18 protein-coding genes are annotated in these 25,230 nt (G+C 35.2%); 9 read left to right on the plus strand and 9 right to left on the minus strand.

Annotated features, from left to right (window positions below):
- Window positions 1-251 precede the first annotated feature (251 nt).
- Window positions 252-1,148, plus strand: a complete 897-nt coding sequence (locus ACKU4N_RS01480; RefSeq protein ID WP_321319827.1) for a hypothetical protein — start codon at window positions 252-254, stop codon at window positions 1,146-1,148.
- Between the two features lie 13 nt (window positions 1,149-1,161).
- Window positions 1,162-1,620: a hypothetical protein gene (locus ACKU4N_RS01485; protein ID WP_321319828.1), complete on the plus strand. Its 459-nt coding sequence runs from the start codon at window positions 1,162-1,164 to the stop codon at window positions 1,618-1,620.
- Between the two features lie 79 nt (window positions 1,621-1,699).
- On the opposite strand, the gene ACKU4N_RS01490 is transcribed toward ACKU4N_RS01485, so the two are convergent.
- The 4 genes from ACKU4N_RS01490 to ACKU4N_RS01505 all read right to left on the minus strand — a co-directional run bounded on the left by ACKU4N_RS01490 (window position 1,700) and on the right by ACKU4N_RS01505 (window position 7,237).
- A complete protein-coding gene (locus ACKU4N_RS01490) occupies window positions 1,700-2,587 on the minus strand; it encodes a DUF8429 coiled-coil domain-containing protein (RefSeq protein ID WP_321319829.1) in 888 nt (295 codons plus the stop codon).
- 274 nt (window positions 2,588-2,861) lie between these two features.
- Window positions 2,862-5,309: a TonB-dependent receptor gene (locus tag ACKU4N_RS01495; protein ID WP_321319830.1), complete on the minus strand. Its 2,448-nt coding sequence runs from the start codon at window positions 5,307-5,309 to the stop codon at window positions 2,862-2,864.
- 135 nt (window positions 5,310-5,444) lie between these two features.
- Entirely contained in the window at window positions 5,445-5,810 is a 366-nt protein-coding gene (locus tag ACKU4N_RS01500) for a DUF8478 family putative metalloprotein (protein ID WP_124994160.1), read from the minus strand.
- Between the two features lie 98 nt (window positions 5,811-5,908).
- Window positions 5,909-7,237, minus strand: a complete 1,329-nt coding sequence (locus tag ACKU4N_RS01505; RefSeq protein ID WP_321319831.1) for a hypothetical protein — start codon at window positions 7,235-7,237, stop codon at window positions 5,909-5,911.
- Between the two features lie 78 nt (window positions 7,238-7,315).
- Between ACKU4N_RS01505 and ACKU4N_RS01510 the strand changes: the two genes are divergently transcribed.
- Genes ACKU4N_RS01510 through ACKU4N_RS01520 form a run of 3 tightly spaced genes read left to right on the plus strand, consistent with a single transcriptional unit; the run spans window position 7,316 to window position 10,443 of the window.
- Window positions 7,316-9,202: an Ig-like domain-containing domain gene (locus tag ACKU4N_RS01510; protein WP_321319832.1), complete on the plus strand. Its 1,887-nt coding sequence runs from the start codon at window positions 7,316-7,318 to the stop codon at window positions 9,200-9,202.
- 2 nt (window positions 9,203-9,204) lie between these two features.
- Window positions 9,205-9,516, plus strand: coding sequence for an MTH1187 family thiamine-binding protein (locus ACKU4N_RS01515; protein WP_124994163.1), 312 nt, complete (start codon window positions 9,205-9,207; stop codon window positions 9,514-9,516).
- A 54-nt stretch (window positions 9,517-9,570) separates the two neighbouring features.
- Window positions 9,571-10,443 carry a DUF3108 domain-containing protein gene (locus ACKU4N_RS01520; RefSeq protein ID WP_321319833.1) on the plus strand — a complete coding sequence of 291 codons (873 nt, stop codon included), beginning with the start codon at window positions 9,571-9,573 and terminating at the stop codon, window positions 10,441-10,443.
- A gap of 700 nt (window positions 10,444-11,143) precedes the next feature.
- On the opposite strand, the gene ACKU4N_RS01525 is transcribed toward ACKU4N_RS01520, so the two are convergent.
- The 3 genes from ACKU4N_RS01525 to cysS all read right to left on the minus strand — a co-directional run bounded on the left by ACKU4N_RS01525 (window position 11,144) and on the right by cysS (window position 15,053).
- Window positions 11,144-12,271, minus strand: a complete 1,128-nt coding sequence (locus tag ACKU4N_RS01525) for a glycerate kinase (protein ID WP_321319834.1) — start codon at window positions 12,269-12,271, stop codon at window positions 11,144-11,146.
- A 66-nt stretch (window positions 12,272-12,337) separates the two neighbouring features.
- Window positions 12,338-13,465, minus strand: coding sequence for a glutaminyl-peptide cyclotransferase (locus ACKU4N_RS01530; protein ID WP_321319835.1), 1,128 nt, complete (start codon window positions 13,463-13,465; stop codon window positions 12,338-12,340).
- A 115-nt stretch (window positions 13,466-13,580) separates the two neighbouring features.
- Window positions 13,581-15,053 (minus strand): cysteine--tRNA ligase, encoded by a 1,473-nt coding sequence (gene cysS / locus ACKU4N_RS01535; protein ID WP_321319836.1) that lies wholly within the window; start codon window positions 15,051-15,053, stop codon window positions 13,581-13,583.
- 554 nt (window positions 15,054-15,607) lie between these two features.
- On the opposite strand from cysS, the gene rnr reads away from it, so the two are divergent.
- Together rnr and ACKU4N_RS01545 are read left to right on the plus strand one after the other, a co-directional pair.
- The gene (gene rnr / locus ACKU4N_RS01540) at window positions 15,608-17,773 is read left to right on the plus strand and encodes a ribonuclease R (protein ID WP_321319837.1); all 2,166 of its coding nucleotides are present in this window, start codon (window positions 15,608-15,610) and stop codon (window positions 17,771-17,773) included.
- 184 nt (window positions 17,774-17,957) lie between these two features.
- A complete protein-coding gene (locus ACKU4N_RS01545) occupies window positions 17,958-19,310 on the plus strand; it encodes a sigma-54-dependent transcriptional regulator (RefSeq protein WP_321319838.1) in 1,353 nt (450 codons plus the stop codon).
- Window positions 19,311-19,318: 8 nt separating this feature from the next.
- On the opposite strand, the gene ACKU4N_RS01550 is transcribed toward ACKU4N_RS01545, so the two are convergent.
- A complete protein-coding gene (locus ACKU4N_RS01550; protein WP_321319839.1) occupies window positions 19,319-21,865 on the minus strand; it encodes an ATP-binding protein in 2,547 nt (848 codons plus the stop codon).
- A gap of 340 nt (window positions 21,866-22,205) precedes the next feature.
- Here ACKU4N_RS01550 and ACKU4N_RS01555 point away from each other — a divergent pair, with 340 nt between their 5' ends.
- Complete coding sequence (locus tag ACKU4N_RS01555) at window positions 22,206-23,069, plus strand: Cbp1 family collagen-binding glycoprotein adhesin (protein WP_321319840.1); 864 nt, start codon at window positions 22,206-22,208, stop codon at window positions 23,067-23,069.
- 167 nt (window positions 23,070-23,236) lie between these two features.
- Window positions 23,237-23,623 carry a hypothetical protein gene (locus tag ACKU4N_RS01560; RefSeq protein WP_321319841.1) on the plus strand — a complete coding sequence of 129 codons (387 nt, stop codon included), beginning with the start codon at window positions 23,237-23,239 and terminating at the stop codon, window positions 23,621-23,623.
- A gap of 277 nt (window positions 23,624-23,900) precedes the next feature.
- Here ACKU4N_RS01560 and ACKU4N_RS01565 read toward each other — a convergent pair whose 3' ends face one another.
- Entirely contained in the window at window positions 23,901-25,088 is a 1,188-nt protein-coding gene (locus tag ACKU4N_RS01565; protein ID WP_321319842.1) for a phosphoglycerate kinase, read from the minus strand.
- Window positions 25,089-25,230 lie beyond the last annotated feature (142 nt).

The raw sequence follows: 25,230 nt of genomic DNA on the forward strand, positions 1-25,230 counted from the left end.
GGTAGGTAAGTTATATCTTAAAAATCGTCCTCAAAAAAAACAATTTGTCAGAAAGCCCTTTATAAAAGGAACTTTTGATATTTTGAAGTGAGGTTTCAACTTGATTTCTACGTCTGCAAATATCTTTTGTTTCTTCATTTCAGGAGTTTTTTTCAATAATTGCTTATATCTCCTTTTTATTTGCAATTTCTCCCTAAAAGTATAACTTTAAGTTTATTACGAAATAAAACCCACGAGAAAACAATAAATCTATGTTTAGAACATCTATTAAATTAAGCTGTTTCATTCTTTTTTTCACGTCATCAGTGCTAACTTTTGGTTGTCAGAATAAGAAAGCCTCAGTTGATAAGCTGCCTGAAATGGCTGCACCACAACAAAAGGAGTTAAGATCGGTTAAAGCTCTGTTTTACAATGTGCCAAGTCCGATTGAGGTGAGTGGGATTATAAAAAAAATGAACCTGCCTTATCAGCCCGATTTAATGAATCCGGTTTCTAATGCAGATAATTATTTGTCACAAGCGGATGTGGCTATCAACATTGGTATTTACGGTGCGGATTTAAGTTACATTAGAATTTATGAACAGTTTCAGGATGCGGCAAGATATTTAGCCGTAATCAAGAAATTTACACGCGAATTGGGCATTCCTGAAGAACAGGAAAAAATTACTGCCCGAAGAATGGAAGAAAATATTGAAAATCAAGATTCTTTACTGCAAATAATTACCGAAACGTTTACGAAATCAGACAGTTATCTGAAAGAAAATGAAAGAGGTGGTGTTGCGGCTTTAATTGTTTTTGGTGGATGGATTGAGACTTTGTATCTGGCAACAAATATTGTAGATTTAAAAAATCCTCAAAAAGAAATGGTCAACTTAATTTCACAGCAAAAACATTCTGTGAAAAACCTTATTGGTTTACTAAATCAATATAGAGATAACTATAAAATAAATCAGATTTTGCCAGACTTAAAGAAGCTGGATGCAAAATTTCAGGAAATATCGCAAACTAAATCTTCTGCATCGAGCATTAAAACAAAAGACGGCAAAACAGTTATTAAAAATCAGGTTACTCTAACTGCTTCGAACGAAACAATCAGAGAAATTAAAGAAATTAATAGCAAAATCAGGGAAATGATTACCGAATTATAGAAAAACGATTGGGATGAAAATGACTATAAAAACAATATTACTTATTTTTTACTTATTCGCATTGCCAAATATTGTGCCTGCCCAGTGTAACGAATACACCAAAAAGGAATGTATCCCGAAGCTTACGCCTTACACCTTTAATGGACAATTAAATAATTCGGTGTTATCGGAGGGTGAAACTGCTGAATTGCAACTTACTTTTTATAAGGATCAGGAATATAGAATTTTAGTCGAAGGAGAAGATAATCTTGGTAAAATTCAATTTCAGCTTTTTGATACCGACTACAACTTATTGTATGATAATGCTGATGAAGATTACACAAATTTGTGGGATTTTATGGTTGAGAGCACCGATGATTTTGTAATTCGGGTATTGATACCTGAAAATCAAAAAACGGAGAGAATTGAAAGTGGCTGTGTTTCGATTTCAATTGGTTTCAGAGCTTTTGGATCGAGAACTATTTTTAAATGATCATTTTCTGAGGCGAAACTTACAAAATAAAAAAACCATCCTTTGCTGGATGGTTTTTTTATTTCTGCAGTTTTATCGGTTATTTCAACAAAAATTTAGCTGACCCAATATGGTTTCCTTCAGCGAAAACATCTACTTTATATTCTCCTTCAATAAGACTTCCATCATTATCCCAGAATACCGCAACATCGAGCTGTTCCCCTTCGTAATCAATCTCCCGCGTTGCAGAATAGCTAAGTTTAGTATTCTGAAAATCGAATAAAAGGTTTTCCGGATTACCCAAAACAACTTCATCTGGTCGGGTGATACGAACAAATAATGCTTTAAGTCCGGTTGATGCAGTTACATTTTTTTGAATGGTAAAATTGGTGACTAATTTTTCCGTTTTGGAAATCTTTTTCACGTCTTTGCCTTTTTTATTTATAGGATAACAAGCAAGATCCACAAGCGTAAGAGTAGCCGCTTTACTGATTACCTCTTTCATTGTTTCGGTTGATTCCTCGAGTTTGGTGTTGCGATCTTTCACCCAATCGATTTGCTTTTTAACACGTACATTTTCTGCAGTAAGCAATTGGTTGCGTGTATTTAGTGAGTCGATTTGAACAATATAATCTCTTAGTACTCCTTTTAAAGTTCCTAATTCTTTTTTGTATTTATTAATTTCAAAATAAGAGTTGTTTCGAAATACTTTCATTCGATCCAAAAGTTCATTTATCTTTTCCTGTTCCATTTTTAGCTGAACATTCAAGGTATCATTGTTCGTTTGCAAAGAATCGTAATCCTGCGAAAGTAATTTCAATTCATTTTCCAAACTTATTTTCTCAGTAGTAATTTCGGAGATATAGCGCTTATTATCTCTATGTTCCATGTAATACATTACCGCTAAAATCACAAGAATTACCCCTAAAGTTGCCAACACTCCAATATAAATGTTGTCTTTTTTATTTTTACCTCTACTCTCTGCCATAAAAACTCTGCTTAATTAGTTCGAACAAATTTACTTATCTTTTTTTTAAATAGTATTCTCTAACGCCTATTTGTTTAAAAGCAAACTGCTCCACAATAATAAATAGAATCAATGCATTGCAGAACCAAATACTATTGCCGATTGAACCACTGCAATAACCAAACCAGATTTTAAAATTCTAAATTGCAAACAAAACAAGGGGGCTAACATCTTGTTAAAGAATGCGCCCCGTTACCAAACTAACCTTATGTTTTTTTTATGAAGTAGATTTCTTCTACAGGATGTTACCCAATTTCACACCAAAATAGATTGTTCTTGGATTTAATGGACCATATACATAACCTGCATCACGGGACGGGCCAAAATCAAAATCATCCTGAAAAGAATTAAAGATATTCTTCATCCCCAAATCAAACTGTAATTTCACATCACTGCCTAAATCGAAATGGTAAGCAAAGTTGATTCCCAAATCCATAAAACGATCTGATTTCACTAAACTTTCCTGAATCTCATTTCCATATTTATCATCTCCTCCACTTAAGTGAATCAAATTCATTGGTCCGGTATATGATCCTGATAATGTAGCAGTAAACTCATGAAGAGGTTTCCAGTTCATTGCAAAATAGCCATACTGCTCTGGTGTTCTCAAAATATCATCAGTAGTAGTATTGGCTGTATCCTCATCCTCTCCCTGATCAACAGCATCATCGTATTTACTGGATTGCAAGGTTAGTCCCATTTGGAAATCCAACTTATAGGATGGAGCCAGTTTACATTCAAAATTTACCCCCCGAACAACCGCTCCATTGGCATTTTTCCGAAGCATAACCATGTTTCCAGTTGCATCTACCTCACTAAATTCGTTAAAGAAAGGATCGATTAACTGAGTATTAAAACCCTCTGCAAGAAAATAGGTCTGCATTTTACCAAAGGCTTTGGTGTAATCCCAGGATACAGTATAACTGTTTGATTTCTCTTCTGTTAAATCGTCAGCCAATTCGTGTGTGATTCTTCTGGCCGTTGAAGCTTCAATGTGTAAATCTTCATCGAAAATTTGCGGAGCTCTAAAACCTCTTGCATAACTAACCCGCAATTGCGAACCTTTAAAGATATCGAATAACACGTTAGCTCTGGGACTAAATACTGTATTTGAATAATTGGAATTTTCCGCAGAATTTTTAATTTCATAGGAATCCATTCTTACACCCAATAGAAATTTTACAGCACCTAAATCCCATTTACTTTGAGCAAATGCACCTATAGTATTTGATGTTTGATCGGCAATTTTGGTTGTTTTCACAAATTCATTATTTGTAAAATCATAATACCCCAATTTATCATCTTTCAGACTGTTGTAAACATTCTCCAATCCAAGAGTGATATCTGCAGGAGCGAAAAATAAATTATCAAACTTTGTAAAGAATTGCACTCCGGCAGAAACAGCCAAATCATCGGTTTGACCATAAGCACCATAATCAGGAATTGGTGTAGATAATTCCGCACCATTGTCGTCATAAATAGTGGCAGCTCCATAGTAACTATCCCTATCGATACTTTGTCCCGAAGCATAAACAGACAATTTACTGATTCGATCCTGATTAAGATATTGATCCCAGGCCAAACTTCCTGAATTAATACGATGACTTACTTCTTCGGCAACAGTAGCTTCATGAGCCTTTAAATTTAGCTGATCTCCGCCCCTTCGGTACTCATCAACTACATGATATTCCAAAGTCAATTTGGCTAAATCTGAAAGACGATGATAAGCACGTAAACCGACACTTATATTTTTCAATTTAACCATATCGGAATAACCATCCTTATTCGCATCCCAATCACCGCGCTCACGGTTCATCCCAAAAATAAACATCCCGCTTTTATGATCTTCAGAAACAACTGACGCATTAAAATCGGCAGTCATATCACTGGCAGCATCTCCACCACCATCAACACCAATACCTACAGCTCCATATTTCACTCCTGCTTTAAAAGTATTGGCAACAGGATCTTTTGTAATGATATTAATTGTACCGGCAATTGCATTCCCTCCAAAAAGAGCTGAACCACCTCCACGTACAATCTCAACTCGCTGAATCATACTTGCCGGAATGTGTTCCAATCCGTATACTCCGGCCAATCCGCTGAAAATAGCTCTGCTGTTAATTAATATCTGCGTATATGGTCCTTCTAAACCATTCATTCTTACTTGCGAAAAACCACAATTGTTACAATTATTCTCTACACGCAAACCAGGAGAAAAAACCAAACCATCAGCCAGGTTTGCTGATGATATTTGTTCCAGCAACTTAGTAGATATAGAATTTACTACAACAGGAGCATCTTTACGTTGAATTCTGTTTCGATCGGCCGTAACCACAACCTGATCCAAGCCAATAAAATCTTCTGCTATTTTAAATTCAAGAACAGAGTTCTTTCCTCCTTTTAGTTCCAATTCCTTCTTGTCCAATTTGTATCCCACACAAGTAGCAATTACATGATAATGCCCCACAGGAACATTCTCGATTACAAATTCGCCGTCGAAATTTGTTACTGCTCCCATGCTCGATCCTTCAAGAGCAACACTGGCATATGGAATGGGTTTGCTGCTGTTACTGTCAATCACTTTGCCTTTTACACTTGAAGTAATATTTTCGGCAGAAACAGAAAATGCCACACTAATTAGCATAGCAATGCCAATAGTTAGATGAGTTAGTAGTCTCATTATAAGGTATATTTTTTTGATGTTTGTATTTATTGATATACACAACACTCCCTCATACTATCAAACAGTATCAGGAAACAGTTACATACTCAAATTTTAAATGGACCTTTTCAGGTAATAATAATAATAAAGGTGTTACTGGAAAACAGGCGGAGCCCTGTTGTCAAGAAGAGAACTTATAATTCCTTTCTTAATAAAAAGGTGGTAAACATTACTAATTTCATAAGATTTTCCTATTAATGCAGCTATAAATAAAACTGAGCCGAGCAAGAACAGGAAACTCGTAAATTGCTGCAATGAAAAACATTCATGAGAAGAATGATGATGATTTGCTGTTCCGTTAGAACTCCCTGGTTTTTGATAGGGATGAGCATGAACGATTAAAGTTCCATCAACTTGTCTATGAACGTGCCAATTAAAAACAGCATTACCCGCCAACAAAATCATTGCCGGAAGCAGTATACTTACAATCGCTATTTTAATTTTTCGAAAACCGTTCATTACCGAATTAAATTGGCATTAACATTACGGCTCAAAAGTAGAAAGTCGGGATTCGTTTAACAATACCTATATGTTGGTATTCATTGATTCCAACTATGTTACTTAACATGTTTCTTATTAAAGAGATTGAAATACTCCTTTATTACATCTTCAGAAGCAACCAAATCGGAGTCCAAAACAGGCTTAGATTTTCTGATTCGGGAAATATAATCTTCTTTGGAGCAAACCATCTCATTCTGATACAAATACCAAAACTGAACGTAAACCCACAAATCATTTCCGGGTCCAAATTGAGCGCGTAATTCGTAAGCTTTTTCTGTAAGCTCCTCTATTTCTGAACCAAACCGGTAAAACATATTTTTAAAAGGAACCGGGTGCACACCGGTTTGCTTTGCCTCATCAAAACGGTAATCTCCAAATTCAATTAACTGCTGTATTTCTGTTTTCCCTTCAAATTGTGCATCGATAACCGGCATTGATGAAATTTGCTTTTGCAATTGAGACAAAGAAATGGAAAGCTTATTTTCAACAACTTTGGCAAAATCCGTAAGGTGATTTTTCAAAGAATCATTTGATGTGGTCGCTACTAATTCTGAGCTGATGATATCATCTTCATTAAATTCATTCTCCCATTTCACAATTCGGTTTATTTCCTGAAGAATCATTCTAACAAATTGCTTGTTATCCGATTGTGAATCGCAAACAATCATAAAATAATCCTGATATCTAACCATTCTTATCAAAACTCCATCCAGACTAAACTTCAGACTTCGTTTTAAGAATAAGCCTTTTTTATGCAAACAGAACCTGATTTCGGTCTTGGTTTTTGTTTTATTTATCGCTGAAAAGGAAAGCAAAGATTGATAGGAAATGGTATACGTTTTAGAATTTGCATCTACTTTATCGCAGCATACAATTTCAGAGTTGCTTTTAATCTCAGTTGTAACATGATTTAGAATTACAGCTCCTTGTTGAACTGCACTTTTCAGTAAAGAAAGTAACAAGCGATTTGTTGAGATCTTAAATTCCTTATCAATGTAAACAGCATCATCTGCTTCTGTAATAAGAGTCGGTTCGTATTTTGAAATGTCCTTATCGCGAATACTTCCCGAAAATATTTTTTCCCATTTTGAAATATTTCGTTTTACATTCAGATATTCATCTGGCAAAATTAAATGAGGAAAGCGGTTTCGAAAAGCAAGAACCAACGAATGAGAGCTTTCCGAAGCATCAACGATCGGATGTAAAGATTCTTGAAAATCATTTTCGGTTAAAATGGCGCATTTATATCCGTTAATACCAGCCAAAAGAGCAAACAGAACCTCTTTTATACCAATACTTAGCACCACAAAATCGAACTTAGTATTTGCAACTGTTTCAAGAAATTTATCTCTTTTTAACACGGAATATTGTAAGGAGTCCTCCATTTTACTTTTATTAACTTATTTTTGTTTTGAATCTTTGTAATTTTGTTGCCTAATAATCAAATATCAAAACCAATCAATTTGAAAAAGATAGCTTTTTATATCCTTTTGGGATTTGCAGTTTCAACCTTACTATATTCTTGTGCACGAAAAGGAATACCTACCGGAGGGCCTCTTGATTACACGCCTCCTAAGGTTACATTAACCAAGCCTCTAAATTATTCAACAAACTTTAAAGGTGGAAAAGTAGAAATTTTCTTTGATGAATTTGTTCAGCTAAAAGATATAAGTTCAAATTTCACAATTTCCCCGCCACTAAAAAAGAAACCTTTGGTGAAATTGAAAGGTCGTTCTATTTACGTGAAACTAGAAGAGAAACTTCGCGAAAACACCACCTATACTCTCGATTTTGGAAAAGGTATTGCAGACAATAATGAAGGGAATCCTTTGGGAGAATATCAATTTGTATTCTCAACAGGCAATCAACTGGATTCATTAAGCATTAAAGGAAAATTAGATAATTCCTTCAATCAGTTGCCGGTTGAAAAAGCAATGGTAATGGCTTACTTGAATACGAATGATTCTGTGCCCTTTACAGTTATTCCAAGTTATGTTGCTAAAACCGATTCGGCAGGTTATTTTCAGCTGAACAATTTGAGTCAGGGAGATTACAAACTATTTGCAATTGTTGATGGAAACCGCGATTTTCTTTACAATGGCCCCGGTGAAATGATCGGTTTCAGCAATGATATTATTACGCCAAAAATGCATACTTACGAACAATTGGACAGCATTAGTGCCGATTCCGTTGTTGTAAGACAAATGATGGCAACAGAACCGTCAAATATTTATATTAGAATGTTTGATGAAGATAATCCTCTTCAATACCTTACCACTTATAAAAGAGAGCGAAGAGAAAAAATCCATTTTGAATTTAACTCGAAAAGAACCGATAGTCTTAAGATTGATTTTATCAATGTTGATGAAGATCCAAATTGGTTCTTACTTCAGAAAAATAAAACAAATGATACTCTTTCCTACTGGATAACCGATTCGACTATTTACCAAAGAGATACTCTTTTGGCCAAACTGGAATATTTTAAAACTGATTCGTTGGGACAACTTGTAAATTTTACTGATACGGTTAAGTTAAATTATAAGGCTCCGAAAAAAGCAAAAGCTTCGAAGAACAAAAAGAAGCAGGCAAAAATTAAAATTCCTTCGTATGAATTTAAATTAAATGTCAGTAGTTCGCAGGATTTAAATAAGGATGTGATTCTTGATTTTAATGAGCCTCTTGCCGAAATCAACAAAGACAGTATTCATTTGTATCAAGTTCAGGATACATTACTAATACCTGTTGATTATAAAATAGAACAAGATTCTGCAGCTATTCTTCGTTACCATGTTAAAATAGACTGGAAGCCGGAAACGCAATATAAAGTAGAGTTTGATTCTACGGCATTTCGAAATATTTATGGTTTGTACAGCGATAAATACAATGGGAAAATTACAACCCGGGAAGAAGAATATTACGGAAAAATATTATTGAATGTATCCAATGTAAAAAAGCCGATGATTGTTCAATTATTAAAGAACAACAAAAGTGAAGGGATTGTTCAGGCAAAAAGGATTTATTCCGATCAAACCGTAATATTCGATTATTTAGCTCCTGACACCTATATCATTAAATTAATTGTTGATGAAAACGACAATGGTAAATGGGACACCGGTAATTACAAAGAAGGTCTTCAGCCTGAAATGGTTCATTACTTTAGAAAAGAAATTAAAGTCCGTTCGTATTTCGATGTAGAAGATCGTATTTATATTCCGGAAAATGGTCCGGAAATCAATTTCAATCAGCATTTAATAGAACTTGAGCAAAAAAGGCAGAAGAAGCTTGAAAAAGCATTACTAAAAGATGCTGAAAAAAATAAAAAGAAAACAAGAACCAAAAACAACAATTAGATATGTCAGTACTTCTGGAATTTGCTATTTTCCCAACCGACAAAGGTGATAGCGTAAGCAAACAAGTTAGTCAGGTTATTGAGTTGATCCGCGAAAGCGGTATTAGCTACCAGCTAACAGCAATGGGAACGCTGATTGAGACCGATGCGTTACCGGAAGCTTTAGCGCTTGTAAACCGCTGTTATGATCTTTTAGCGGAAGATTCAGAACGTGTTTATACTACTATAACGATCGATATTCAGAAGAACAAACACAATCGCTTAAAAACCAAAGTAGAAGCAATCGAAAATAAGATTGGCAAGGTTAATAAGTAAGGAAAAAGGAACAAGTGTCAAGGATCAAGTATTAAGTATCAAGAAAATTCACGAATGAAATTTTTAGCCTCACTTAAGTACCGTATTTTTTCAAGAAGAACAATTATGGTTCTAATTCTGCTAATGGGGACATTTGGTCTGAATGCACAATGTGTGGTAAAAAATTTCGCTTTTCAATCGGGTGAAAAATTAGTTTTCAGAGGTTACTACAACTGGGGATTTATTTGGGTTGCTGCGGGTGAAGTTGAACTGTCTGTAAAAAAAGACCATTTTCAAAATAAAGAGGTATTCAAAATAAAAGGAGAAGGCCGAAACACAAAAGCATTTGACTGGTTTTTTAAGCTTAGAGACACATTAACCTGCTATGCCGACGCTAAAACTCTTGCTCCACTCTACTTCGACAGACGAACTCATGAAGCCAAATACGATGCTCATCACGAGTATTGGTTTGATTACAAAAAAAATCAGATTAGGTCGCAAATTCAGAAACGAGATAAGCCTGTAAAGCACGATACGCTAAAAAACAAGCCCTGCACTTTCGATATTTTATCGGTTGCGTACTACGTTCGGAATCTCGATTTCTCGAAATACAAGAAAGGAGATAAAATTCCGATTTCGATGCTGATCGATAACGAAATTCACTCCCTCTATATTCGCTATCGCGGATTGGAAACCATCAAGGCAAATTCAGGCGAACGTTTCGAATGCCTCAAATTCTCGCCCCTTTTGGTTGAAGGCACCATGTTTAAAGGCGGCGAAGACATGACCGTTTGGCTAAGCAACGACGACAACCGAATTCCAATTATGGTGGAAGCAAAAGTATTGGTTGGCAGCGTTAAGGGAATTCTGGAGAGCTACGAAGGCCTGCGAAACACCAAAAATTCTTTCTTCAAAAATAACAAAGGGAATCTGGATATTGCGGAATAAAAAGCTAGAGGGGAATTGAAAGACGCTAGCTGAACAATTGCTAAAATAAGACAATGAAAAATGTTATTTTAAAAACTTGCTACATTGCCAATATACTATTGGTGGCACTGATAATTTTATTACCCGTTGCAAGCTTTCTGGAGATAAATAGTTTACTTGACTTCATGACTACTAATACAGGTTTGTCTATAAGAAGTGTATTATCTGTATTAACAGCGATTCTATGGATATATTGTATTTATTTGTGGGCTAAATTTGATAAAAATATGGTGCGATTTGTACTTATACTATTTTTGACAGCTTTCTATTTGATATTCTACTTTAAAAGAGCTTTGAAAGAAGGATGGATTTAAGGTTTTCTATCTTCACACCCACCTAGCACAATTCTATAATTTACAATATTGGTAAAAATGCAAAACCACTAAACTTCATCATGCAAAAAACAACTTTTCCTGTTTGGTTAGAAGATATTTGCACCAAATTAGGTGACAACTCTTCACAAATACCCCCTTTTGTTCAAAACAAGCTACTTACTCAATGGAAATCATCCCAATAGAGAAAAGCTATGGAATTCTTGATATTGCGAAATAAGATTTTTTCTGACCGGTTCCCGGACTAGTAGTAGTCCGATTGATGGACAAGTAGTGGTCCGACTGCTGGACTAGTACTAGTCCCATTACCGGAGCAGTAGTGGTCCGGTTTATTGCAAAAACTTTAAGACAAAATCTTCCGTTGCTTTTTCAAGATAAATACCTGCGTTTTTTATAGAATCATCTGTGCTTGCAGCGTATTTGCTTACTTCGAACAGGCAATCGATATTCATTTCTTTTACTCTTGCCTCATCCAAATCAAGCAATCCACAAAAAATTGCCAGTTTTTGATCAGTAACGGAATCCAATACACCGCGGATTACTTTTCCCGAGAATGTTTGCTCATCCAACTTTCCTTCTCCGGTAATTATCCAGCCAGCACCTTTAATCAGTGCATCAAAATTGGCCTCTTTCTTAATTAAATCAATACCCGGATTCAAGGCTGCATTTAAAAACAAAATGCAACCGGCACCCAATCCGCCTGCTGCGCCGGCACCACTTATTTGCTGTAAATCGAGTTCGAATTGTTTTTTAACTACTTCGTTAAAATGCTGTAAACCGGCATCCAATTCCCGCACCATTTCGGGTGTCGCTCCTTTTTGTGGAGAATAGATATAAGCTGCCCCATTCTCTCCGTAAAGTGGATTATCAACATCGCAGGCAACTTCGAATTTCACCCCTTTTAATCTTGGATGTGCGACTGAATGATCAATAGAATAAAGTTGAATTAAATCCTGGCCGGCACCTTTCAACTCATTATTATTTTCATCGAAAAAGACATAACCCAATGCCCGCGCCATGCCCAAACCGGCATCGTTGGTTGCACTTCCGCCAATACCCAAAATAATGTGTTCTGCACCTTTGTCCAACGCATCTTTAATTAATTCGCCGGTTCCATAAGTGCTTGTCAGCATCGGATTTGCCTCATCGCCTTGCAGCAAACGAATTCCCGAAGCTTCTGCCATCTCAATGTAAGCAGTCTTCTTCTTTTCAGAATACAAATAAAAAGCAGTAATTTTTCGATGCAGCGGATCGTGAACCTCGATGGAGTTCATTTCTCCTTCCAGATAGAAGTTCAGGACTTCAATCGTACCATCGCCGCCATCGGCCAACGGTAGTTTGATGATCTCAACATCAGAAGTGTGTTTTCTGATCCCTCTCTCAACAGCATCACAAAATTCCATTCCGGTGAGAGAGCCTTTGAATTTATCCGGAGCTAAAATAATTTTTGTCATCATTGGTAAGTTAGCTTAAATCAGGAGAATTTTAACTTACTATTATTGGGACAGGTTGAAAAAAAGAGCTTATTTCTTATCTATTTTAATCTCAAAAAGTTTAGGCCATCTTTTCCCTGTAACAAACAAACGATTATTAATAGAATCCCAAGCTATTCCATTCAATACCTCATCTCCCTCTATCAATATTCTCTTGTCGGCTAGTTTTAAAATCTTACCTAGATTTAAATTTCCTTCCACTCTTCCCGTTTCCGGATTTATAATTACAATGCGGTCGGTAAGCCAAACATTGGCATAAATTTTTCCATTTATATATTCCAATTCATTTAAATTGGTTACCATTCCCGAATTATCATACACTTCAATTATTCTCTTCCTGCTATAATTGTCAGCATCAAGAACTGTCAGCACATTTGTCCCATCCGAAAGAATCAACTCATTGTTAGCTGATGTAATTCCCCAGCCCTGATGATTGGTTGTATTTGGCTCAAAAGTATCCTCCTGTTCAAAAGTTACAGGATCAACAACAAAAACTTTTTTTGCATTCCAGGTCAATTGAATAATTTTTCCCTTGGAAAACGTAATGCCTTCGCCAAAATATTCCTGCTCTAAATTCTTAACCGACAGGGCCTCACCATTTTCAAGTTTTACCTTTCGCAAAGTAGATTCGCCTCTTTGCCCTGTTCCCTCATATAGAAATCCTTTATGATAAAACAATCCCTGGGTATAAGCACCTCTATCGTGGGGAAACTCATTAATTATTTCATATGAATATTCAACAGGAGGGATATTCGTTTTCAAATTTATAAATGTGGAAACAATACCAATTGTCCCGTCTTCATGATAAGCCATCACCTTCAGATCGTGTTTCCCCATTTTTTGATCCTCAGGAACCCAAGTCATTGTCCATGGCTCATCGGTCAAACTTCCAATTAAAGTCTCATCAGCCCAAAACTGAACAGAATCAATTCCGGCCGCCCTATTTCTGGGAGTCATTTCAATTTCAACATCTCCTCCCATGGTATATAAATCACCCCGATGCGGTTGTTTTAAGCGCAAACTATTAACAATCACTGTCGTTTTTTCTGTCTGCTCATCAAAGTTTTTATCGGCAAACTTATTATTGTTTACACTCTTGCCATTACACGAGACTAACAGCAAAAAACAAACAAGCGATAAAAAAGAGTGAGTATTCATGGTAATTCTTTTAGGATAAAACGATCAGTGAAAACAACAATTAGTTTTAGTATTACAAGCTTTAAAATTAGCTAAAAAATAAAAAAACTGCCCTGATCAGTCAGGACAGTTTGTATTATTTTAAGATTTCCCATTCATAACCATCTTTGGTGTCTTTTACAACAATGCCTAAATTGGTCAATTCATCTCTTATTTTATCGGCAGTAGCCCAGTCTTTATTCTTTTTGGCCTCATCGCGGGTCGAAAGCAGCAAACGAACTACTTTATCCAGTATTTCATTATTCCCTCCTGTATCTCCTTCATCTTTCAAGCCCAACACGTCAAACACCAAATTGTGATACAAATCCTTTAAAACAGCAAGGTCAGAAGCAGTAATCGTTTCCTTTCCAACAGCTAATGAATTGATCATCTTCACGCCATCAAACAAGTGAGCAATTAATATCGGTGTATTAAAATCATCATTTAATGCCTCGTAACACTTCGCTTTTAATTCCTCAACAGAATTGGAAGAGGAATCCGATGTTTGTATTTTATCTATTGTTGCAACAGCTGTCATTAAACGTTTAAAACCTTTTTCTGCTGCCTGAAGCGCATCGTTCGAAAAATCCAACGGACTGCGGTAATGAGCCTGCAACATGAAAAAGCGAACCGTCATCGGGCTGTACGCCTGTTCCAGTACATCATTCTCTCCCGAAAACATAGAAGATAAATTCACGTAATTTCCCAATGATTTACCCATCTTCTGACCATTGATGGTGATCATGTTGTTATGCATCCAGTATTTTACGGCTTCGTGTCCGTTAGCTCCTGTGGATTGAGCAATTTCACATTCGTGATGCGGAAACTGCAGATCCAATCCACCACCATGAATATCAAATTTAGCGCCCAGATATTTCTGACTCATTGCAGAACATTCCAAATGCCAGCCAGGGAATCCATCACTCCATTTCGAAGGCCAACGCATAATATGCTCAGGAGTCGCTTTTTTCCAAAGAGCAAAGTCAAAACTATTTTTCTTTTCGCTTTGTCCTTCTAAATCCCGTGTATTTGAGAGCAGCTCTTCAATTTTTCTTCCTGATAATTTGCCGTAGTCATATTTTTCGCTGTATGCTTTCACATCAAAATAGACAGAACCTTCACTCTCGTAAGCAAACCCATTCGCAAATAATTTATCAATCACTTCCATTTGTTCAATAATATGTCCTGATGCACGAGGCTCGATACTTGGCTTCAATACATTCAAATCAGCCATATCATTGTGATAGCGATCGGTAAAAAACTGAACAATTTCCATTGGCTCCAGTTGTTCCAAACGAGCCTTTTTAGCAATTTTATCTTCGCCCTCATCTGCATCATTCACCAAATGTCCTACATCGGTAATGTTTCTAACGTAGCGTACTTTATATCCTAGATGCGTTAAGTAACGAAAAACCAAATCGAATGTGATTGCTGGCCGGGCATGCCCCAAATGTGCATCACCATATACCGTAGGACCACATACATACAGCCCAACATGGGGAGCATTAATGGGTTCAAACAATTCTTTTTTACGATTTAGTGTATTATAAATGAACAACTTATTTTCCATAACTGTAATATAATCGAAATTCTATTGGGAGTGTAAAATTATAAAAAATTATTGCTCGCCATAAAATATCTTGCGAATAACTTTAGAATTCTGATAGATAGACTCAATTTACTCCTAATTTCCGACTTCCTTAAGGAGTAAGTTACGTGAATAAAACTCTTTTCAACTTAAAAAAATGGGGTCCAAACAGACCATACAACTGTATATTCAATCATAATCTACTCTTTTTATTGTCTATATAGATTCCTTCACTATCTTTGTGACATAAAATATTCTATCCAATATCCTGAATTGCGATTGCCGTCATCAGCAAGATTACTTGAAAACATTCACCTTCCTCATTGAATGTAAAGGAAAATCAACAAAAGGAAATAACAACAAGAATTATATAGAGATTGATCGAATTTGGATAGAATAAATACAGTTTATAGACTAATTATAAAATCTTAATCATGTAATATTGTTTTAAACAATCAAAATATATTTTTTATTATTACTTTCAACTATAAGCTCATACAGGATCAATCCAATAGTAGTATTACAAAATTAAAAGAATGTCAAAAAAAAATAAAAAAGAACATAGAAAAGGAAAACCAGCACATAACCGCCAAAGTCTTTCAAAACTAATTGATGGAATATTCGCTCAAAACCCAACTAAAACACTTAATTACAAACAAATTTCAAGTGAATTGGGAATTAAAGACATGGGCACAAAGCAGCTTGTAGTCGGAATTCTTTGCGATATGGTTGATTTAGAGGTTTTAAGTGAAATTTCGACAGGAAAATACAAATTGAAATCGAAAATCGGCAACATAACGGGCAAGGTTGACATGACTGCCCGAGGATCTGCATTTATCGTTTCGGAAGAAATTGAAGAAGATGTTTTTGTATCGCAGGCAAATTTAAACAGAGCTTTACATGGAGATATCGTTAAAGTTTCCTTGTATGCACGTAAAAAAAGCAAGCAACCCGAAGGCGAAGTGGTTGAAATCGTTAAAAGAAAGAAAACCACTTTTGTAGGAATCGTAGATGTTTCTAAAAACTATGCATTCCTGGTTTCATCGGGCAAACAAATGCCGTACGATATTTTTATTCCTTTGGCAAAGTTAAATGGTGCACAAAATGGCGATAAGGCAATTGCACAAATAACCGAATGGCCTAAAAAATCGAAAAATCCGGTTGGTCAGATTACAACTGTTTTGGGTAAACCCGGTGATAATAACACTGAGATGCATGCGATTCTGGCTGAGTTTGATCTTCCACATATTTTTCCTGAAAATGTAAACGTGGCCGCAGAAGATATTTCTGATGAAATTACAAAAGAAGAAATTGCTCTTCGCAGAGACTTCAGAGAGGCTACAACTTTTACCATCGATCCGCACGATGCAAAGGACTTTGATGATGCCCTGTCTATTAGGGCACTTGAGAATGGCAATTGGGAAATTGGTGTTCATATTGCTGATGTTACACATTATGTGAGAAAAGGGAGCATCATTGAACAGGAAGCTTTTGATAGAGCAACTTCTGTTTATTTGGTAGATAGAGTTGTACCAATGTTGCCGGAACGTTTATCGAACGGAATTTGTTCCCTGAGACCCAATGAGGAAAAATTAACTTTTTCTGCTGTTTTCGAAATGGATGAGAATGCAGATGTGATCAATACCTGGATTGGTAAAACGGTAATTAATTCGAACCGAAGATTCACCTATGAAGAAGCGCAGGATATTATTGAGACTGGAAAAGGAGATTTTAGTGAGGAAGTTCTTGAATTGGATAAGCTGGCTAAATTGCTGCGTAAAAGGAGATTCAAAAAAGGAGCAATTGATTTTGAACGTTTCGAAGTAAAATTTGAAATTGACGAAACAGGAAAACCGACACGTGTATATTTTAAAGAATCAAAAGATTCCAACAAGCTGATTGAGGAATTTATGCTTTTGGCCAACAAGCGTGTTGCTGAAGTTATTGGGCGAGTGCCAAAAGGAAAAACGGCTAAAACATTTGTTTACAGAACCCATGACCAGCCAAATCCTGAAAAATTAAATACTTTCAATCAATTTATTCAAAAATTTGGATACAGTTTAAAGACAACAAATCCAGGAGCAATATCCAGTTCGCTAAACGCTTTATTGCACGATGTAAAAGGTGAAACCATTCAAAATCTGGTGGAAACTTTAGCGATTCGCTCCATGGCAAAAGCCGAATATTCTACTGTAAATATTGGTCATTACGGGTTGCATTTTGATCATTACTCACATTTCACATCGCCAATTAGAAGGTATCCCGATATGATGGCTCACAGATTGCTGGAAAAATACTTTGCGGGTGCTAAATCGGTTAATAAAGAGAAGTACGAAGAGTATTGCCGACATTGCAGTGAAATGGAACAAAAAGCTGCACAAGCTGAACGGGCATCTATAAAATACAAGCAGGTGGAGTTCATGCAGGAACATATTGGTCAAGAGTTTGTTGGAACTATTTCAGGTGTTACTGAATGGGGTTTTTACGTAGAATTGGATGAAAACAAATGCGAAGGAATGGTTTCAATTCGTGAGTTGGAAGATGATTTTTACGAATTCGACGAGGACAACTACTGTATTGTTGGACGCAATCATCGTAAAATTTATCAATTGGGAGATAAAGTTGAAATTTTGGTTGCTAAAGCTAATCTGATTGCCAAACAACTTGATTTCGTATTAGCTGATTCAAAGAAAAATAAATAATTCAAAAAAAACGTAAAGAATGGTCGGATCTCTTTTTTGAAATCCGACCTTTTGCTACTATTAATTAACTTAATAAAATACATTTCTTAATAAATGATAAAATGAGAGGCATCATTTCATTCATCCACTCTTTTTATGTAATTTTGATTGAAACCAGCACACATTAAGAAAGGTAAGGTTCCGCATGAAAAAGATATTAATAATTGATGATGATCCAACTATATGCTTGATGCTTCAAGGTTTGCTGAAGCGTAAAAACTTTGATGCAGATACAGTGTTTTCTGCCGGAGAAGCATTAAAAAAGTTGGAGATTAATCAATTTGATCTTGTTTTAAGTGATTTCCGTTTGCCTGATTTTGATGGATTGGAGCTTCTCCAAAAAATAAAATCAATGCATCCACATGTTCCTGTTATCATTATGACTTCTTATGCTGATATAAGAACTGCTGTGAGTGCAATAAAAATGGGCGCGTTTGAATATGTAACCAAACCGCTTAACCCAGATGAAATTCTCTTGTTAATCAATTCAGCTCTTGCTAAATCAGAAGTTCCTAAGAGCTCTAAAAATTCAAAAGAAAAACAGAACAAAGAAGTGATTGAATTTGTTCATGGAAAAAGTCCGAATTCCTTACAGATTGACCAATATATTAAATTGGTGGCACCCACAGATATGTCAGTTATTATTGAAGGAGAGAGCGGTACAGGAAAAGAAATTGCAGCCCGAAGAATTCACTTTGACAGTAGAAGAAAAAAGAAGGCTTTTGTTGCTGTTGATTGTGGTGCTTTATCTACAGATTTAGCAGGAAGCGAACTGTTCGGTCATATAAAAGGTTCATTTACCGGAGCAATAAACGATAAGGAAGGTCAGTTTGAATCAGCTCAGGGAGGAACCTTGTTTCTGGACGAAATAGGGAATTTATCCTATGAAATTCAAATGAAGCTATTAAGGGCTTTGCAAGAACGTAAAGTTCGTAGAATTGGAAGCAACAAAGATATTGATGTTGATGTGCGGATTGTTGTCGCAACCAATGAAGACTTATCAGTAGCAGTAAATAATGGAGATTTTAGAGAAGATCTTTACCATCGTTTAAATGAATTTAAAATTACAGTTCCTGCTTTACGAAACCGAATTGAAGATATTGAATTGTTTTCGAATTATTTTCTCGAATTGTCAAACAATGAGTTAAATAAAGAAATCACAGGATTTAGCTCCGAGGTTTTGGAAAAATTCAAATCTTATTCATGGCCCGGTAATTTACGAGAACTTCGAAATGTTATAAGAAGATCTGTTTTGCTTAGTCCTGAAAAGAAAGTAGAACTAACCAGTTTACCCAATGAAATCTTAAATGACAATGCCAATAGTAGTTTTGTTGCGGAAGGTTCCAATCTTAAATTAATTCAGGCCGCAAACGAAAAGGAATTAATTGTATCCACGCTCCGAAAGGTGAACTATAACAAATCGAAAGCCGCCAGGATGCTTAATATCGACAGAAAAACCTTATACAATAAGATTAAACAATACGGAATCAATATTTAAAAATACAATTAGGCAAGAATATCATCTTGAATAGATGTTATTACTAGATTTGTGTTGGCAGTAACAGTTGCAACCAACTCTCTTATCTCTTCGTGGTTTAGCTCAGCATTTTCTTTTTTATGAAGAATGGTTTCCAACCGCGTTAAAATAGGAACCACAATTACAACCCTAAGCTGGTTAAATGAAGAAAGCATCTTATGAGCAATTTCACCAATTGCCGGATAATTTTTATCAATCAAAGCTTTATTCAATAAATCAACATTTTCGTTTGCCGAGACAATAAACTGCTCCAATATCTGATTAACTAATCCCTGATCATCGGAGGTAAATTGTTTGATTTGAGTTAAGTCGAAAAGATCATCCGACATTGTTTTGTCAGAACTTTTTAATTCAATTCTCTCTTCTTTCGCATTACTAAATAAATCTCGAAGCATTCCCATCAGAATAGCCTCATCGAACGGTTTCACAAGACACTCAGTCATTCCCGATTGTATATATTGTTTTAAATCCGAATCTCTTACATTTGCGGTTAAAGCAATTATTGGAATTTCAGATTTTTGAGTTTGTTCCAGCTTTCTAATATTTTTACACAGCTCAATTCCACCCATTTCCGGCATGTGAATGTCTGTAAGAATCAGATCGTAATCTTTTTGCCTGATTAAATCGAAGGCTTTAGATCCGTCGTCCACAAAATCTGCCTGCAGGCCCCAGCTGGAAAAAATAGTTTTTAATAGTAACAAACTGTATGGATCATCATCTGCAACCAAAAAAGATTTTTGCTTTAAAAAATCAGTACTTGGAACTTCCTTTGATTTTTTATACTCAGAGGCCACTTCTTTCGATTCTAATAATGGTATTCGCAAAGTAAAACAGGATCCTTCACCCAGCTTACTTTCCACATACAAATCACCACCTAATAATCGTGATAATCTTCTGCTAATTGCCAAACCTAGTCCTGTTCCACCATACTTCCTTGCAGAAAACGAATCTGCCTGGCTGAAATCTTCAAAAATCGTTTCTAATTTATTCTTATCAATTCCAATTCCTGTATCTATTACATTTACTTCGAACATAAAGTACTTCTCGATTTGAGTAACCGATGATTTGATTCTAACAGACCCCTTTGACGTAAATTTTATGGCATTACTACCCAAATTCAATAGAATCTGTTTAATCCGAAATGGATCACTATCTAAATTAATTTGAGAATCACCTTCGTATTCCCAAGTAAAATTGATGTCTCTGTTTTCAGCATTAATTTTCAGAATATCGTATACGTCAAAAACCAGAGAATAAGGTTGAAACAGAATATTTTCAATATGTAGTTTTCCAGCTTCAATTTTCGACAAATCAAGAATTTCATTTACCAAGCCAAGCAAATGTGTCGATGAGTTTTTAAGAACGCGCACAAATCCTTCTTGATGCTCTTCTAATTTTGTTTTATTTAGCTGATTTGTGAAACCAATAATGGCATTAAGAGGAGTTCTTATTTCATGGCTCATTATGGCTAAAAAATCTTCTTTCACTTTTGCCAACTTTTCTGCTTTTCCTTTGGCAACAATTAATTCTTTTCGATAAAAATTACTCCTGGTGATATCGGTAAGAATGAAAATGATAAACAGGATACCCAGAACGAATCCAACAATAATGATCACAGAAATCACAAATATTGAATTACTGGCAATTTCTTTTGCACTATCCGATTCATGAGTTAATTGCTGCAATCTTTCCTTTTCCAACTGACGCAATAAAATTTTAATCTTGTCCCACATTAAAGAATTTTCTTCAACCAACCGCAATTCTTCATTCGATACAATCTCTCTGTTCAATCGTTCTTTGGCCTGAGCTGTAAGCAGCATATTCTCCAAACTTCTTAATAAACTATCGGCTTGTGGCAAATAGCTCGTATCAACCTGCACTTGTGTTCGTTGAATTACAGTTTCAATGGAATCTATTTTAGTCTCATTCTTTTTCCCACTAAACAGTCTGGCGACAAATCCTTTCTTCTTCTTTTCCTTTACTTCAGCAGGACTAACGACTGTATCCAAAAAAGTAGTGGTAGTTGTGGTAGTCTTAATTTTTGTTTTAGCCGCATCAGAAACTTCACTGAGCGCCTCCATAGCTTTTTGGGAGAGATTTTCTTTTTCTTTTGCTCTTTTTAATTCAACAAATTTCTCTAATTTATCGGCACGTTCCTCCAACAAATAGTTCATTGAATCAATTAATAAAAATGATTTACTGCTATCATCACTAAAATATCTCAATGAATCCAAATCATTTTGAATTTCTATAATATTCTCGGCATAATTAGCCAGGTATCGTTCCTTTTTTGTTAATGAGTAAATTCTTATTTTATTTTCCGCTTCCGATAAATTCGTTAAAATTCGGTTCATTCTGGCAATCTCAGCATCTGGTTTTGATAAGTATATAACAGAATCCAAGAGTTTATTATACGATTGGTAGGCTATGAGTACAGAAGCAAGAATAGCCAGGAACACAAATATGTACCCTAAAACAACTTTAACCTTTATATTATTTTTATTCTCAGTCACCATTTAAATTGTTCTACTTATTTTAACGTGCATTTTAAAATTGGTAAGCTAAAGTTAGTAAGAATTTTTTTAGTCAATTATAAAATTAATTGCGCCTTTTCTATTAGAATTCCGGATGTATTTGGGGATTTTATACCCAAAAAATGGGGAAATTTTCCACACAATCAATTTATAAATTTTAAAATGTGCATTCGTTTCAAAGAGGCAATAAACATCTTTATGTCTGATTATCTTTAAATTAGCATTATAAATTATATTATATGTATTGAAACAAAATCTTGGCATGATATTCACATATATAGTACAAACAAAATAATGAAACCTAATCTCTAAAAACTAATTTATGAAACGTATTCTTATAGCATTGCTAATTGTTCCTATGTTTATCTCATGTAATCAAAAAGAGTTAAAACAACTAAGAGAGCAAAACCAGCAACTAACTGTAATGGCTCAGGAAAAAGATTCTTCAATTAATGAATTCATTGGATCGTTAAATGCAATTGAAGAAAACCTTGAAATTATTAAGCAAAAGGAAAATATTATTGCAGTTAACTCTGAGAATCCTAATCAATCTCAAAAACAAAAAATTGCAAGCGATTTAACTTCAATCAATAATTTGTTAGAACAAAATAAATTGAAAATTGAAGAATTAGACAAAAAATTAAATAATAGCTGGTATCAAAACTCGAAACTACGCAAATTAACTGATCGTTTAAAAACAGAATTAGAAGCCAAAGAAGGTGAAGTAATTATTTTGAATGATAAGGTAGCAAAATTGAACATTGAAGTTGACAACTTGAATGGACAAGTAAGCGAGTTGAATGGAACTGTGTTGGCTTTGAATACTGAAAATGAAATCAAAGCTAAAGTAATTGAAAACACAACAAATGAACTAAATACTGCTTTTTATGTATTTGGAACCAGCAAAGAACTGCAAGAGAAAAATGTAATTACCAAAGACGGTGGATTTATCGGAATTGGAAAAACTGCAGTTCTTAACAAGGATTTTAACACAAGTGAATTTGAAAAAATTGATATCACCAAAGTTACTACGATTCCTGTAATTGGGAAGAAGATTAGTTTTGTAACAAATCATCCAAGCAGCTCTTATAAGGTTGAGGGAGTTGAAACAGTTGAAGGTATTACAATTCTAGATCCAGTTGAATTCTGGAAATCTTCAAAGTATTTGGTAATAGCGGTACGATAATCAATACATGGTTGAGTTTTAAGGTTGTCCAAGAAAGGCTGTCAGGAGTGGCGGCCTTTCTTATGCATTCTAATTTGTAAGTAATATTCAAATGATAAAACTGTTTTGATTATTAATGAGTTTTTGTATTTTAGTGTCTTAATTTGATTTAAATAAAAATAAAGCTCATGAAAGATGCATATCAAATCAATAAGGTTTATTCTATAATCCTGATATTAGCCGGATTAATTGGAATAACAGCAAGATACTTTGAGGTAGGAGATTGGCAGTTAACAGCCTTGATTCCTACTTTTTTTGGCCTTGTACTATACTTTTGTACCGCAGGTATTCAGAATGAGAATGCCGCAATAGGACACGTGGCAGCACTTGTTACAAGTTTATTAGTTGTCATGTCTGTTTTGATGCTGTCGAAAGGTCTTTTGGGAGATGCAGGATGGGGTAGAAAACAATGGATATTTTTTGCGATTATTGCCGGAGGATTATGGAGTTTGCGTAGTCAGATTCTATACTTTAAAGCACAGCGAAAAAGAAAAGCCTCTCAGAATAAGTCATAAAAAAAGCCCTAAAGGGCTTTTTTTTATTTGTAATAAGACATTGCTTCTTAAAAGCAAATTATTTTTTATAAAATAAGGTGTTGCTTTCTCTGATGTTTTATTATTTGATGACCATTGTCGGTTAATGGAAATATAAGCACAAGATCATCAACAGCTAAATTATGCCTGACATAGCTTGACAGATTGATAAATTAACTTTGATGACTTCATAAAAAACGCAGTTCCATTACAGAACTGCGTTACATATTTCCCTAAGGAAAGGTATATCTTAATAATATTATCCTCTGATAGCTGTTACTCCAGGAAGTTCTTTTCCTTCGATGTATTCTAATAAAGCACCACCACCGGTTGAAACATAACTTACTTTGTCAGCAAGACCGTATTTGTTGATTGCAGCAACAGAATCACCACCGCCAATTAACGAGAAAGCTCCTTTTTCGGTAGCAGTTACAATAGCATCAGCAATTGCTTTGGTTCCTTTGGCGAAAGTATCCATTTCGAATACTCCAACAGGACCATTCCAAAGAATAGTTTTTGATTCTTCAATTACTTTTGAGAAGCTGGCGATAGTTGCATCAGCAACATCCAGTCCCATCCATCCTTCAGGAATTGCATTTACATCACACACTTTAGTGTTGGCGTCGTTAGAGAAGGCATCAGCAATTAAAGCATCGGAAGCAAGGTGAAGTTTCACGTTGTTCTCTTTTGCTTTCTGAAGAATTTCTCGGGCCATTTCTAATTTATCATCTTCAACCAATGAGTCTCCAATAGTTCCACCTATTGCTTTCACAAAAGTGTAAGTCATTCCACCACCAATAATCAAATGATCAACTTTTGACATTAATGTTTGGATGATTTCAATTTTTGAAGAAACTTTAGCTCCTCCCATAATGGCAGTTAACGGATGCTTGGTATCTTTCAATACCTTATCAACGCTTGATAATTCGCCTTCCATTACATATCCGAAAAGTTTGGCTTCCGGGAAAAATTTAGCGATAACAGCAGTAGAAGCATGTGCACGGTGAGCCGTTCCAAATGCGTCGTTGATCCAAAGGTCAGCTAAATCAGCTAATTTTTTAGCAAATTCTTCATCACCTTTTTCTTCTTCTTTGTAATAACGAAGATTCTCCAATAAAAGAACTTCACCAGGCTTTAAATTAGTAGCCATAGTTTTTGCACTTTCACCAATACAATCATCAGCAAATTTTACTTCAACACCAATCGATTTTGTAAGGTGAGCAACAATGTGCTTCAATGAAAATTTCTCATCTACACCTTTTGGACGACCAAGATGTGACATCAGGATAGCAGAACCATTACCATCTAATACTTTTTTGATAGTAGGCAGAGCAGCACGAATTCGTGTGTCGTCAGTAATTTCGAATTGCTCGTTCAAAGGCACATTGAAATCTACTCGGATAATAGCCTTTTTACCTGAAAAATTGTAAGTGTCAATACTTTGCATGATATAATTGTCTTTAGTTTTTTTTTCGTGTATCCAAAGGTAGCTTTTTCTGCAAATGAGTGCAAAAAAGATAGGGGAAACTATTGTATCTGTAATTAATGCAGTGGGTTAGGTGTTATGAGGCATTAGTTTTGAAACGATT

Source organism: Labilibaculum sp., assembly GCF_963664555.1.
Lineage (GTDB): Bacteria > Bacteroidota > Bacteroidia > Bacteroidales > Marinifilaceae > Labilibaculum.